Raw genomic sequence first — 12,777 nt, 5'->3', positions numbered from 1 at the left:
GCGGGAATGTAGACGGGCGTTGTTGTACCAGTCGCACCATTTCCATGAGCGCGAACTCCACCTCGGTGAGAGTCTTGAACGGGCCGTGCCGGTTGGTCACCTCGGTCTTGAACAGGCCGATGATCGACTCTGCCAGAGCGTTGTCGTAGGCATCGCCGACCGATCCGACCGAAGCCGACAAGCCTTGCACTGCAAGCGATTGGGTGAACTTCGCCGATACGTATTGGCTGCCTGCGTCGGTATGAAATATCAGGCCGGGCTCGACCGGGTGTCCGAAGCGCTCACGCCGCCACACGGCCATGTTGAAAGCTTTGGACACCCACACGGTCGTCTTCGTGGCCGCGGCCCTCCAGCCGACGATCGCGCGGGAGTAGGCATCGAACACGAACGCCACATAGGCCCATCCCGACCACGTCGAGACATAGGTGAAGTCCGCGACCCACACCAGGTTCGGAGCTGCGGCGGTGAAGTCGCGGTTGAGCTTGTCGGTGGCGCGCACGCCGTCCTTGGCCGGGATGGTGGTGCGATGCTTGCGACCCCGCACGACACCGTTGAGCCCGAGTTCGCGCATGCGACCCGATGATATTCCCGGACAACAGACCGTTATCCGTGTAGATACTCAGCTCCGGATTTCTCGGAAATGTGCGGGCGGCGGCATCACGGACAGCACTCGAAGCCGTTGCGCACAACTGCATCCGGCCAATCGCTTGACTGGAGCGAGGCCCTGACCGAGCGTCCTGGATCGGGAGGACGGCATTGCCACCTATTTCAGGGGTTGCCACGGATGGGATATCCAGATGCCGTGGAAGCCGGTGGGAACACGCACGGGCAGGTGGACCTCGGTGAGGGGTGCACCGGCGAGGTCGCTCGCGTCGAGGATCAGCAGGTATCCGGTTCCGCGGGCGCGGTCGTGGGCGAAGGTGAGCAGGTATCCGTCGTTTTCACCGATGGCGCCGTGGCGGGGGACGAAGACCGCTTCGCCGCAGGTGTGACCGTCCGGTAGCCGGTGGGTGTGCCGGATGGAATCGGCGCTGAGGTCGTAGCGGTGGATGCACGACCGCGACGGCCGGGCCTCGAGGGAGAAGCTGGTCACGTAGCCGAACCGGTGGGGGAGCCCGACGACGGTGTCGGCCACGCGTGGATATTCGACGGCTTCGTCGTCGATCTGTTCCTCGGTGACTGTGCCGTTGATCAGGTTCAGCTTCCATCGGTGCAGGTTGGGCAACCCGCCGCTGATGTCGGCGCTACCGCCACGCCACAGACTCGGCACTCGCGTGCCGGTCAGGGTGAGGATGCCGTCGGCTTCGAAGGCGTTGAGGGTGTGCCAGACGTAGCAGGGCTCAACGTCGAACCAGCGGACCGGGCCGCCGTCGCGGGCCATCACCCCGAACCGGGCTCGGTGTGTGTCTTCCCATCGCCACCCCGGTCCGCCCGGCGCGGCGAGATCGAAGACCACCGGTAGGTCCATGAACACCACGTGGTGTTCGGTGATGGCGAAATCATGCATCATCGTCGCGCGCGGAATCTCGACAATCTGCGTTCGCAGAATCTCCCCAGCCGGGGATGCGCGGTAATAGGTCAGATACGGCGGTCGTAGCCGGGACCCGAAGAACAGGAGTTCCCCGGTTGCGGGACAGACCTTGGGGTGCGCGGTCATCGGGGTCGTCAGTGCGTCGCCGAAGGTGAAGGGCCCCAGGGTGTCGAGGTCGGGGGTGAGTTGGTAGGGGAAGCCGCCCTCCTCGAGGGCCAGAAGGCGGCCGGCGTGGGCGAGGAGGTGGGTGTTGGCGGTGGTGACCCGGTAGTCCATCGTCGCGGTGACGGGATCGAAGGCGAGTTCCGCACGGGATCGGCCGGGATTGGCGTACAGCGGTGTGCGCACGTAGCGGTTGCGATACCAGCGTGCGCGTCCGCCCGACAGGGCGACCGCGTGGACCATGCCGTCGCCGGCGAAGTAGTGCGGTGACCATCCGGTGCGCGGGTTGGGTCCATTGCGCACGAACACCCCGTCCAGTTCGGGCGGGATCTGCCCGGTCACTTCGGTGGGTTCCACACTGACTTCCTCGGTGACCGGGGCGTTGTTCCCGGCCAGATGCAGCGGCGTGCCGGCGTCGGACGTAGTCGTCATCAGCGGTTTCCTCTCTCGGATCGGCTGTGCCAGCATGCCGAGAAACACAGTGAACAAACAGTCTTGTTTTGCCCACCACCGTCAGCCGCTCATCGAATCCCCAGCTCACGGCTGTGCAGAAATCTCGCCGCACCACGGTGTGCTACCGCGGATCTATTACAAACGACCCGCTGCAGCGCGGTGGAAGAACTTTTCGGGAGGCATTCGCCTCGGTTCCGCTGGCATGGCACGCGGAATCGGGCACCGACATCGATCGGGTGAATCCTCGCGGCGGGGCGATAGCGCGCGGTTATCCGCTCGGTGCCACCGGATGCGATGTTTATGACCACGCTGCACGCGTTGGAGGACACCGGAGGCCGCCTCGGATTCCAGACGGTCTGCGAGGCAGGTGGCATGGCGAATGCGCTTCTGTCGCGGAGGATGTGACGTCGGCATGCGGTGAGAAGGGAAGGTGGAGGTGATGGATCGACAGATCGGCTGGACATTGTGGAGAGGGCGACCTCCGAAATCGCGGCGGGGCGTCCCGTCGTCGTCATCGACGACGCGGGCCGCGAAAACGAGGGCGACATCGTCTTCGCCGCCCAGCACGCCACGCCCGAATTGCAGGCTGTCCGCCACTCGAGCGGAGTGATATGCGCGCCGATGGCGGGGGAGTGGCTCGACCGCCTGGCCAGCGCCGATGACGACGCACAACCAGGACCGCATGAGCACCGCGTTCGCTGTGTCGGTTTATACGAGAACCGGTGTGAAAAAGGGTATTTCGGCTGCCGACCGAGCGCGCACGATCCGGACGCTGGCCGACCCGGCGTCCACGCCTGCCGACTCGGACCGGCTCGGACATGTTTCCCGCTGTGCTACCGGGACGGCGGCGTCCTCGTTCGCCGCGGCCATACCGAGGCGGCCGTGGATCTGGCGCAGTCGGCGGATCTGCGACCGGTGGCGTGCTGATCGAGCTCGTCGACGACGGGACCCGGCACAATGGCAACGGATAACATTAAGTGTGGGATATATTCAACTTCCTACGCGCATCGAGCGTCTTTGGATACCATCCCGATCGGCCGCCGCTGTCGTACTCGACCGGCGGTCCGCATCGGTTGCTCGACAGTCCGGAGTACGTTCATGATCACCTCATCGCAGCCTCCCGGTCCGGTCCGCCACGGTTCGCCGGTCGACGGCAGTGGCCCTCGAATCCCCCTGTACACCGAAGAGTTCGCCGCCGACCCGCATCGGATCTACCGCGAGATGCGTGAGCGGTTCGGCGCGCTTGTGCCGATCGACCTCGCGCCGGGCGTACCCGCCACCCTGGTGATCGACTACCAGGTCGCACGGCGGATTCTCAACGACCCCGAACACTTCCCGGCCGATCCCCGTCATTGGCAGCCGCGGATACCGGCCGGCTGCCCGGTACTCCCGCTGATGGGATGGCGGCCCAACGCCTTTCGCAACGCCGGAGCCGAACACGCCCGCTATCGCACCCCCACCGTGGCCGCGTTGCGCGAGGTAGAAATGTTCGCGCTGCGCCGTACGGTGGAGCAGATCGCGGTTCCGCTGATCAATGCGTTCTGCACGACCGGGACCGCGGAGATCATCACCGAGTACGCCTATCCGCTCACCTTCCAGGTGGTCAATTCGCTGCTCGGCTGCCCCGCCGATATCGGCCGCCGTGCTGCCGACGCCTTCTCCGCGATATTCGACGGTGCCGAGACCGACGAGGCCGAGGCGCTGCTCATCGCGGCGCTGGCAGACCTGATCGCGCTGCGCCGGGAGGAGCCGGGCAACGACATCACCTCGCGGCTGCTGCGGCATTCGGTGCAGCTGAACCAGGACGAGATGATCGCGCAGTTGTTCAGCTTCTACGGTGCGGGGATCGAACCGCTGCACAATCTGATCGTCAACACGGTGCGCATGCTGCTCACCGAAGACCGGTTCGCGGGCGGGCTGCTCGGCGGCAGCATGACCACCCGAGCTGCACTGGACGAGGTGCTGTTCACCGACCCGCCGCTCGCCAATATGTGCACGACCTTTCCCCGGCAGCCGATGCTCATCGACGGCGTCTGGCTGCCGGCGCACCAGCCGGTCGTCATCAGCATGGCCGCGTGCAACAACGATCCCTCGGTCGTAGTCGGCGAATACGTCGACAACAGTTCCCATCTGTCGTGGAGTGTCGGGCTCCATGCCTGCCCGGCCCGATCGGTGGCCTATCTGGTCGCGCAGGACGCGGTCGATCAACTGCTCGACGCCCTGCCCGAGATACGGCTCGCGGTGCCGGCGGACGAACTGAGCTGGCGCCCCGGCCCGTTCCATCGGGCGCTGACCGAGCTCCCCGTCGTGTTCCCACCGTCGCCACCGCTGAGCGTGGGCTGACTTCGACGGCCGAAAGTCGAGCGCGCCAAGTGAAAGCGCGTCGGCCGCGAGTACCGGCCGCCGCGCTTTTCGTCGCGACATCAGCTGCCCTGACGCGACAGCTGTGGACTGTCCTACTTGCCCACCGCGCTGAGATCCTGCTCGTCGATCGTCTTGAACGGAACATGTGTTGCGGGATCGAGGATTTGGTCGATGTGCTGCTGCACCAACTCCGGGGTGAGGTCCTTGCTCGTGAAGCCCTCGTTGAAACCGAGTACCAGCCGCTGCACTTCGCCGCCCTGAGCTTGGAGCACCTCGCCGTTGATCGCGCAGTCCTCGTGCGCCAGATACGCCACTACGGGGCTGACCAGCGAGGTCGGCAGGTTGTCGCGCATGAACTGCTTGAACTCGTCGGGCAGATCCGCCTCGTCGGACATCCGGGTCGCCGCGGTCGGAGCGATCGCGTTGACCTTGATGCCCACCTCCTGGCCCTCGAGGGCCAGAGTCCGGGTGAAGGCGAAGATCGCGCCCTTGGCGGCGACGTAGGGGGTCTGCTGCGGGAAGCCGATCAGGGTGGGGGAGGTGGTGCTCACGACGCGCCCGGATCCGCTCTCGATCAGGTGCGGCCAGGCGGCGGCGGTGACCCCGGCGGTGCCGAAGAAATGCACCTCCATGTGCTGCCGGATCGATGGCAGGATATCGGGGCCGAAGGCGTGCGCCTGGTTGATGCCGGCGTTGTTGACCAGGATGTCGAGGCGTCCGAACGCGTCGATCGCGGTCTGCACGATGCCTTCCGGGTTCTCGGTGACCGAGTCGAAGTTCGCCACCGCGCGTCCCCCGGCGGCAACGATGTCGGCCACCACTTCCTCCGCTGGACCAGAACTGGCCCCGGTGCCCTGAGCCGAACCGCCCAGATCGTTGATCACCACCGCCGCACCCCGGGATGCCAGGAACTTGGCGTGCGAGGCGCCGAGGCCACGTCCCGAGCCGGTGACGACGGCGACGCGTCCGTCGAATGACAGCATGAAAACTCCTCAGTCCTTCGCCGGCAGCATGACCGCGACCATCGTCACGGGTTTGTCGGTCCGGTTGCTCCAGGCATGTTTGATGCCGCGGTTGATCACGGTGTCGCCGGCGCGCAGCAGGGTTTCGCCGGTTTCGTAGAGCGCGTATATCTCACCGTCGAGGATCGTGGCGATATCGATGGTCTCCGTCGCGTGCAGGCCGACGATGCCCTCACTGTCGGCGTTGGCGTCTTCGCCGTGCAGGTTTCCGATCGACTCCGCGTACACCGCGGGATCGATCTCGCTGTCCGGGGGGAAGGTGGCGAGCCGGACCACCAGGCCGTTGGCCGGCGGATCGAGTTCCACATCCGGTTTCAACGTGTCCTCGTCCTGGTACCGGCCGGGCAGGGAATCGACCCGCCAGACGTCGTTGACCGTGAACGCCGGAAGGGCCACCCGGGTGGCGGTGTTCTCGTCCGCGACTACCGTCGACTTGCCATCGGCATCCAGCCCCGCGATCACTCGCCGCGCCGTCTTGTTCAGGTGTTCGCCACCCATGACGTTCCTTTCCCGAGATGATGTGTGCTCGGTGTCACTATATATTATATTAAACGTAACGCTGCAACTGGGCAGCGGCAATATTAAATATCCCTGCGTACCGGCACGATCCGACGCCCTCCCGCCCGGGGGTACTGGCCTCGATCATCACGACCACGTTCCAGATCGAGCCCGACGGGGAAGCCGCATTCTTGACCGAGGTGGCCAACTGTATCGGCGGTGAAACGCTCATCGGGCGGGCCGGTACGGCGCAGGACATGGCGAACGCGGCGCTGTTCTTCGCCAGCGATCTGTCGGCGTGGATCACCGGGGTCGGACTAGTTGTCACGGCGGCGCCACGGCGGCAACCAAGGACGCACCGTATCGCTCATTACCCGAAGTCGCCGAAAAGTTCCACACGGCGTGACAGCTGCACCCTGTGAGTCATCCCCTCCGCAACACCAGTAGCTGAGGGGATGCTGGAAGGTGCGCGGGCCTGGATGCCACTGATCACCTCAGAGCGGAGGCCGGTGCGCCGAACCGAGGTGAAACAGGAAGGAGAAGTGCGACGATCATGATACCGACAACTCGAACGGGGTCAGCGTCAAGGCGCTGTCCTGGGAACTCTCGGCCGACATCTCCTATCCGATCTCCGGCAACATCTATGCCACGGCGCGTTCGCGAACCGGTATTCCGGCGGTCGACGGTCAGCGAAGCGAGAGGCATTGCATGTTGCTCACCTGCGGGTCGATGTGATGTGCCAGCCGTCGAGGAAGAGGTCGAGGTCGAGCTCGGTGTCGCTGGGGACTACGCGATATTGTTCGAAATCGGTGACACCGTGGGCGGCCAATACGTCGTCGTCTATGAAGAAGTTTCCCGTGGTTTCGGTTGCGGGAGAGGTCAATACGAGATACGCCACGTCCGCCATGATCCCCGGTGTTCGCGATTTCGCGATCATCTGTTCACCTCCGAGGATGTTGCGTACCGCCGCGCTGGCGATTGTGGTTCGTGGCCACAACGAGTTGACCGCGATGCGGTCGGACCGTAGCTCTTCCGCGAGACCCAGCGTGGTGAGCGACATTCCGTACTTCGCGATCGTGTAGGCGGGCATTCGACCCGCCCATGCCGGGTTCAGGTTCAGCGGCGGGGACAGCGTGAGAACGTGCGGGTTGCGACCTTCGGTGGCCGATTTCCGCAGGTGTGGCAGGCACAGCTTCGCGAGCAGGAAGCTGCCGCGGCAGTTGATGTCTTGCATCAGGTCGTATTTCTTCATCGAGATGTCGTCGGTCGAGGACAGATCGATTGCGGAGGCGTTGTTGACGACGATGTCGATGCCGCCGAAGCGGTCGATCGTCTGCTGGACAGCTGCCTCGACCTGTTCGTCGCTGCGTACGTCGCCGACGAACTTCAGGACCGCCCCGCCTGCGGCCTCCAGTTCGGCCGCGGCCGCATGGATCGTGCCCGGTAGTTTCGGATGGGGCGCGTCCGTCTTCGCCAGCAATGTGACGTTCGCGCCGTCGGCGGCGGCGCGGCGCGCGATCTCCAATCCGATCCCGCGGGAACCGCCCGACATGATCATCGTGCGCCCGGCCAGCGGCTTCGCCCTTGCCATCGCGATCTCCTGCAGGTTTGGTCGTCGGTCGCGGGGCTGCGACTTCGCGATAGATTGTGCGGACGGCCGGACCCGCGCCCGGTGTCTCAGTGGGCTTGTGCGCACCGAAACTACGAACGAACGTACCGCGAAGCGTTCCAGAAATTGGACATACTGATCGGTCGGTTGACCGGAACGTTCATTCGGCCCAGATTCCCCGTTGATCAAGTGTGTCCACGACGAAATCGGCGCCGTCCGCGATATGGGTTTCGGCGAGCGCGCGCGCCCTGTGGGTATCCCGTCGCTCCAGCGCGGCTACCAGCTCGGCGTGTTCGGATGCTGTGGTCGCCGCGTCGGATTCCAGCGAGGCGTAGAAGCTGTTCGGCAGCTGGTGCACGATCCCCGCCAGCAGGCGTGCCAGGCGATCCGAGTCGGCGAGAAGGTTCACGGCGCGGTGGAATTCGTGGCCGAGCGCGATGATGCGCGCGGTGTCGCCCGCGTCGCTCGCCGCGACGGATGCGGCGATCAGGGTTCGCAGGAGTACGAGATCGTGTGGGGTCGCCGTTTGCGCGGCGCGGGCCGCCAGTTCGCCGGCCAACTTGCTCTGCGCCCAGAACAGGTCCCGCACGTCCTGGCGGCTGAACGCGGCGACGACGAAACCGCGCCGCGGCACCAGCGTGACGAAACCCTCGCTGCTGAGCGTCAAGAGACCCTCGCGTACGGGCGTCACACTGACGCCGACTGCCTCGGCGATGGGTTCCATCCGCAGGAAGTCGCCCGGCCGCATGGCGCCGGACATGATCTGCTCGCGTACGTGAGCGGCGACCCGGTCGGGCAGTTGCTGATGACGGCGCTGCGGCGGTGGCTGGCTCCGGGATGTCATCGCCTCACCCGGTGATCAGGACGACCGTCTCGGCCACACACACCGGCTTGGCCGCTCCGGCATCGAGGACGTACCGTGCGGTCACGGCGGTGCCCGCGGTGGTCTCGGAGACCTCGGTGACGGTCGCGGTGGCGCGGATCCGCGAGCCGGCCGCCAGCACGGCCGGGAAGCGAACCTTGTTGACGCCGTAGTTGACTCGTGCCGTGCCGAAGCCGAATTCCAGCAGCTCCTGCCGGAAGTGCGAGATCAGCGACAGCGTCAGGTAGCCGTGCGCCACGGTGGTGCCGTAGGGGCCGCGTGCGGCGCGGTCGGGGTCGACGTGGATCCACTGCCGGTCGCCGGTCGCCTCGGCGAAGGCATCGATGCGCGTCTGGTCGACGAGCAGCGGGGCGCTCGGACCGATCGGCTCTCCGATCGCCGCGCGCAGGTCCTCGACCGAGGTGAACATCCGGGTCACGTATGGCTCCTGTCGGTGGTGACGATGTCGACGGTCGCGTTCGGTCCTGCGGATTCTGCACGGGAACCGAACAGTTCGAGCGCGACGCCGTCGGGCGCGGTGGTGGCCAGCAGTCGTGCCGGTTCTCCGCAGAACAGCGGCGCGCGGCCGCGATGACGCAGTTCCCGGACCTGCTCGCCGGCCATGAGCCGGTGGACCTCCGCCAGGGCCAGCGCCTGCAGCGGACCGTGCACGACCAGACCGGGGTAGCCTTCGACGCCGGTCGCGTACGGCCAGTCGTAGTGGATGCGGTGCGCGTTGGCTGTCGCGGCCGAGAACCGGGTCAGCAGACTGGGATCCGTGCGCAGGGCCCATTCGGTGCCGGAGATCCGGGTCAGCGGAGTGCCGGGTTCGGGTGAGTCGGGGAGCGCGGCGGGCTTGTCCGGCCGCGGCGCGGCCTCCCGGTAGATCAGGTTCTGCTGCTCCTCGACCGCGAGTTCGCCTGCGGCGGTGAACAACCGGATGGCCACGTCCACCACGACGAGTGCGCCCGAACGGCCGTTCTTCTCGGTCACCGACACCACTTCGGCTTCGCGGCGCACGGTCTCGCCGACGGTCAGCGGCGCGTGGAATCGCACTTCGCCTCCGGCGAACATCCGCCGGGGGAGCGCGACCGGCGGCAGGAACGATCCACGGCGTGGATGCCCGTCGGGGCCGAGGACCCCGGACGCGGCCCAGCGCGGAAGCGCCACCCAGTGCCATAGCGGCGGCAACTGCTCACCCGGCGCCGGGGCGGGCAGTCCGTCGTCGAACAGCGCCGCCAGTGCCGCGACGGGGGCGGGGTCGAGCAGTTCCGCGGTGGTCTCGAGGTGCGGCTGCCAGGTGCTCACATGAACCGCCCGCCGGTCACCTCGAGCACGGTGCCGGTCATGTAGGAGGACAGATCCGAAGCGAGAAACAGCGCCACCGAGGCGATCTCGTCCACCTCGCCTGCGCGGCCCAGCGGGATCTCGGCCATTTTCTGGTCCCACACCTTCGCCGGCATGGCCTCGGTCATCGCGGTACGGATCAGGCCCGGCTGGATCGCGTTGACCCGCACGCCCAGATGCGCCAGCTCTTTGGCCGCCGCCTTGGACAGGCCGACGATGCCCGCTTTCGCCGCGGAGTAGTTGGTCTGGCCCGGCAGGCCGATCTTGCCCGAGAGCGAGGACATGTTGACGATGGCGCCGCTGCCCCGCTCGCGCATGACCGCACCGGCGAGGCGGGTGCCGTTCCAGGTGCCCTTGAGATGGACGTTGATGACCTGGTCGAACTGGTCCTCGGTCATCTTGCGCATGGTGGCGTCGCGGGTGATGCCTGCGTTGTTGATCATGACGTCGACGGGGGAGAAGGTCTCCGCGGCCGCGTCGAGCAGCGCCTGCACGTCCTCGGCCACGGTGACGTCGCAGCGCACGCCCCGCGCCGCCTCGGGGCCGCCGAGCTTCGCCGCGGCGGCTTCGGCGGCCGCGCCGTCGATGTCACCGATGACGACGCGCGCGCCCTCGCTGACGAAGCGCTCGGCGATGGCGTAGCCGATGCCCTGGGCGGCGCCGGTGACGACGGCGGTCTTGCCCGCCAGGAGTGGTCCGGTCATTTGGTGTCCTCGGTATCGAAGGGGAGTCGGTCGAGCAGGTCGAGGATGCGGTGGGCGCGATCGACGACGGGCTTGTCGACCATCGCGCCGTCGACGACGGCCACGCCCGCGCTGTCCGTTGTCGCCGCCAGAATCGCGCGCGCCCAGGCGATATCGGCCTCGGTGGGACGGAAGGCGGTAGTCACAGGGGGTAGCTGCCGGGGATGGATACATAGCTTTCCCGCGAAGCCGAGGCGACGGCCGTAGGCGGCGTCGTCGGTGAGCAGGTCGGCGTCGTCGACGGCGGCGGTCACCCCGTCGATCGGGCCCGGCAGTCCCGCCGCGGCAGACGCCAGGACCAGCAACTGTCTGGTTCCGGCCAGTGCCTCGCGGTCGGTGGGGTCGACGACGAGTTCGGCGGCCAGATCGAAGGTGCCCACCGCCAGCCGATGCACACCGGGTGTCGCCGCGATCTGTCTGGCGTCGAGCACACCGGCCGCGGTCTCGATGAGGGCGATGAGCGGGGTGCCATCAGTCCGGCTGACCGCACCGTCGTAGGCCGGCGACGCGGCGCGGGTGCGGTTCGGGTCCGATCGGCTCGTGTCCGCGCCGAGGGCCGCGACCACCGAGCCGATCGAGCCGGCGTCGGCCTTGGGCAGCATGATCGCGCAATCGAGCGGTGCCAAGGCTTCGAGGTCGGCGGCGTGCCAGGCGGTTCCGGCGGCATTGATGCGCACCGCGCATACATTGCCCGCCTCGACCCACTCGGCGGCGGCGGCGCGCGCGGCGTCCTTCGCGTCGGGGGCGACGGCGTCCTCCAGATCGAGCACCACCAGTCCCGCGCCGGCCGCGGCGGCCTTGTCGAAGCGCTCGGGACGATCGGCGGGGACGAACAGCAGCGTGGAGGCGGATCGGACGCGATCGAGCGTCGCGGGTCCCGGCGGAGCGCCGGTCGGCGCCGTATGGTCGCGCGGCCCGGTTCTCACCGTGCTCATGCGCGCTTCTTCGCTTCGCGCACGAGCCCTCCGCCGATGATCAGGCGCTGGATCTCGCTGGTGCCCTCGTAGAGGCGCAGCAGCCGCACATCGCGGTAGATGTGCTCGACGGTGACCTCGCGCATGTAGCCGCTGCCGCCGTGGATCTGGACGCCGTTGTCGGCGGCGCGGCCGACCATCTCGGTGCAGAAGAGCTTGGCCACCGAGGGCGCGATCCGGCGGTCCTCGCCGGAGACGTATTTGGCCGCGGCGTCGCGGACCAGCGCGCGGCCGGCCATGACACCGGTCTGGATATCGGCGATCATGGCCTGGACCAGCTGGAAGTCACCGATGGGCGTGCCGCCCTGGGTGACGGTGGCGGCATAGGCGACCGATTCGTCGAGGACCCGCTGGGCGGTGCCGACGGCCAGCGCGGCGATGTGCACGCGCCCGCGTGAGAGCGAGGCCATCGCCGCCTTGTAGCCGACGTCTTCGGCGCCGCCGACCAGAGCGTCGGCCGGAACGCGGACGTTGTCGAAGGTGACGTCGGCGGTCCAGGCGCCCTCCTGACCCATCTTGGCGTCCTTGGGCCCGACGATCACCCCGGCGGTGTCGGCCGGAACGAGGAATACCGCGATGCCCGGGTCGCCGGGTGTGGCCTCGCGGGTGCGTGCGAAGGTGACGAACAGATTCGCCAGGGGCGCGTTGGTGATGAAGCGTTTCTGGCCGTCGATCACCCAGTCGTCCCCGTCGCGGCGGGCCCGGGTGCGCAGGCCGGCCGGGTTGGATCCGGCGCCGGGTTCGGTGAGCGCGAAGGAAGCCAGCACCTCGCCGGTGGCGATACGCTCTAGCCACTTCTTGCGCTGGTCATCGGTGCCGTAGTTGACCAGCACCTGTCCGGCGATGCCGTTGTTGGTGCCCCACAGCGAGCGCAGGGCCAGGCTGGTGTAGCCGAACTCCATCGCCAGCTCGACGTCCTGGGTCAGGTCCGCGCCGAGGCCGCCCCACTGCTGGGGGATGGCGTAGCCGAACAGTCCCATCTCCGCGGCCGTGCGGCGGATGTCGTCGGGGATGGCATTGGTTTCGATGATCTCGGCTTCCCGCGGCACCACCTTGGTGCGGATGAACGTGCGCACGTGCGCCAGGATCGGTTCGAAATCCTCTGCGCTCAGTTCGGACACCCTCGGCTCCTCTCGCCATTTCCAATATAATATATGATCGTATAGCATACGATCGGCGGCAAGGCGGGATCTCGGAAACCGTCCACCGTTG

The 12,777-nt window shown here is 67.1% G+C and carries 13 protein-coding genes and 2 pseudogenes; 4 read left to right on the top strand and 11 right to left on the bottom strand.

The annotated features are described in order from the left end of the window. Both NB3_RS31160 and NB3_RS31155 read right to left on the bottom strand, forming a co-directional pair. Window positions 1-571: IS3 family transposase (locus NB3_RS31160; protein ID WP_067810368.1), on the bottom strand; the 571-nt coding region annotated here is incomplete at its 3' end. A gap of 192 nt (window positions 572-763) precedes the next feature. After that, a complete protein-coding gene (locus tag NB3_RS31155) occupies window positions 764-2,125 on the bottom strand; it encodes a carotenoid oxygenase family protein (RefSeq protein WP_067810381.1) in 1,362 nt (453 codons plus the stop codon). A 197-nt stretch (window positions 2,126-2,322) separates the two neighbouring features. On the opposite strand from NB3_RS31155, the pseudogene NB3_RS36450 reads away from it, so the two are divergent. The 3 genes and pseudogenes from NB3_RS36450 to NB3_RS31145 all read left to right on the top strand — a co-directional run. After that, window positions 2,323-2,551, top strand: a pseudogene (locus NB3_RS36450) (steroid 3-ketoacyl-CoA thiolase); the annotation flags it as partial. A gap of 12 nt (window positions 2,552-2,563) precedes the next feature. After that, window positions 2,564-3,061, top strand: a pseudogene (locus tag NB3_RS31150) (3,4-dihydroxy-2-butanone-4-phosphate synthase); the annotation flags it as partial. Between the two features lie 183 nt (window positions 3,062-3,244). Next, window positions 3,245-4,489, top strand: a complete 1,245-nt coding sequence (locus NB3_RS31145) for a cytochrome P450 family protein (RefSeq protein ID WP_067810365.1) — start codon at window positions 3,245-3,247, stop codon at window positions 4,487-4,489. Between the two features lie 113 nt (window positions 4,490-4,602). On the opposite strand, the gene NB3_RS31140 is transcribed toward NB3_RS31145, so the two are convergent. Continuing rightward, window positions 4,603-5,493: an SDR family NAD(P)-dependent oxidoreductase gene (locus NB3_RS31140; RefSeq protein ID WP_067810364.1), complete on the bottom strand. Its 891-nt coding sequence runs from the start codon at window positions 5,491-5,493 to the stop codon at window positions 4,603-4,605. 9 nt (window positions 5,494-5,502) lie between these two features. Further along, complete coding sequence (locus tag NB3_RS31135) at window positions 5,503-6,030, bottom strand: cupin domain-containing protein (RefSeq protein ID WP_067810363.1); 528 nt, start codon at window positions 6,028-6,030, stop codon at window positions 5,503-5,505. A 200-nt stretch (window positions 6,031-6,230) separates the two neighbouring features. On the opposite strand from NB3_RS31135, the gene NB3_RS36445 reads away from it, so the two are divergent. Next, on the top strand, window positions 6,231-6,452 hold the full coding sequence (locus NB3_RS36445; protein ID WP_244892157.1) for an SDR family oxidoreductase: 222 nt from the start codon (window positions 6,231-6,233) through the stop codon (window positions 6,450-6,452). Between the two features lie 293 nt (window positions 6,453-6,745). Here NB3_RS36445 and NB3_RS31125 read toward each other — a convergent pair whose 3' ends face one another. The 7 genes from NB3_RS31125 to NB3_RS31095 all read right to left on the bottom strand — a co-directional run bounded on the left by NB3_RS31125 (window position 6,746) and on the right by NB3_RS31095 (window position 12,686). Beyond that, on the bottom strand, window positions 6,746-7,621 hold the full coding sequence (locus tag NB3_RS31125; protein ID WP_067810361.1) for an SDR family oxidoreductase: 876 nt from the start codon (window positions 7,619-7,621) through the stop codon (window positions 6,746-6,748). A 178-nt stretch (window positions 7,622-7,799) separates the two neighbouring features. Then, window positions 7,800-8,483: a GntR family transcriptional regulator gene (locus tag NB3_RS31120; protein WP_067810359.1), complete on the bottom strand. Its 684-nt coding sequence runs from the start codon at window positions 8,481-8,483 to the stop codon at window positions 7,800-7,802. Window positions 8,484-8,487: 4 nt separating this feature from the next. Next, complete coding sequence (locus tag NB3_RS31115; RefSeq protein WP_067810379.1) at window positions 8,488-8,931, bottom strand: MaoC family dehydratase; 444 nt, start codon at window positions 8,929-8,931, stop codon at window positions 8,488-8,490. A gap of 5 nt (window positions 8,932-8,936) precedes the next feature. Beyond that, window positions 8,937-9,809, bottom strand: a complete 873-nt coding sequence (locus tag NB3_RS31110; protein ID WP_067810357.1) for an HTD2 family dehydratase — start codon at window positions 9,807-9,809, stop codon at window positions 8,937-8,939. Further along, window positions 9,806-10,552: a 3-oxoacyl-ACP reductase FabG gene (gene fabG / locus NB3_RS31105; RefSeq protein ID WP_067810355.1), complete on the bottom strand. Its 747-nt coding sequence runs from the start codon at window positions 10,550-10,552 to the stop codon at window positions 9,806-9,808. The genes NB3_RS31110 and fabG overlap by 4 nt, the downstream gene beginning before the upstream one ends. Then, window positions 10,549-11,526 (bottom strand): HpcH/HpaI aldolase/citrate lyase family protein, encoded by a 978-nt coding sequence (locus NB3_RS31100; RefSeq protein WP_084823825.1) that lies wholly within the window; start codon window positions 11,524-11,526, stop codon window positions 10,549-10,551. Before NB3_RS31100 ends, fabG begins: the two co-directional genes overlap by 4 nt. Next, window positions 11,523-12,686 (bottom strand): acyl-CoA dehydrogenase family protein, encoded by a 1,164-nt coding sequence (locus tag NB3_RS31095; protein WP_244892156.1) that lies wholly within the window; start codon window positions 12,684-12,686, stop codon window positions 11,523-11,525. Before NB3_RS31095 ends, NB3_RS31100 begins: the two co-directional genes overlap by 4 nt. Window positions 12,687-12,777: the final 91 nt, after the last annotated feature.

Origin of the sequence: Nocardia beijingensis NBRC 16342 (assembly GCF_001612785.1) — a bacterium.
In the GTDB taxonomy this organism is placed as follows: Bacteria; Actinomycetota; Actinomycetes; order Mycobacteriales; family Mycobacteriaceae; genus Nocardia; species Nocardia beijingensis.
This window is presented reverse-complemented; position numbering and strand designations above follow the sequence as displayed.

Coding starts and splice junctions, on each gene's coding strand:
- NB3_RS31135 (WP_067810363.1), bottom strand. CDS start 6,030: ATGGGTGGCGAACACCTGAACAAGACGGCGCGGCGAGTGATCGCGGGG.
- NB3_RS31145 (WP_067810365.1), top strand. CDS start 3,245: ATGATCACCTCATCGCAGCCTCCCGGTCCGGTCCGCCACGGTTCGCCG.
- fabG (WP_067810355.1), bottom strand. CDS start 10,552: ATGACCGGACCACTCCTGGCGGGCAAGACCGCCGTCGTCACCGGCGCC.
- NB3_RS31100 (WP_084823825.1), bottom strand. CDS start 11,526: ATGAGCACGGTGAGAACCGGGCCGCGCGACCATACGGCGCCGACCGGC.
- NB3_RS31120 (WP_067810359.1), bottom strand. CDS start 8,483: ATGACATCCCGGAGCCAGCCACCGCCGCAGCGCCGTCATCAGCAACTG.
- NB3_RS31140 (WP_067810364.1), bottom strand. CDS start 5,493: ATGCTGTCATTCGACGGACGCGTCGCCGTCGTCACCGGCTCGGGACGT.
- NB3_RS31115 (WP_067810379.1), bottom strand. CDS start 8,931: ATGTTCACCTCGGTCGAGGACCTGCGCGCGGCGATCGGAGAGCCGATC.
- NB3_RS31155 (WP_067810381.1), bottom strand. CDS start 2,125: ATGACGACTACGTCCGACGCCGGCACGCCGCTGCATCTGGCCGGGAAC.
- NB3_RS31125 (WP_067810361.1), bottom strand. CDS start 7,621: ATGGCAAGGGCGAAGCCGCTGGCCGGGCGCACGATGATCATGTCGGGC.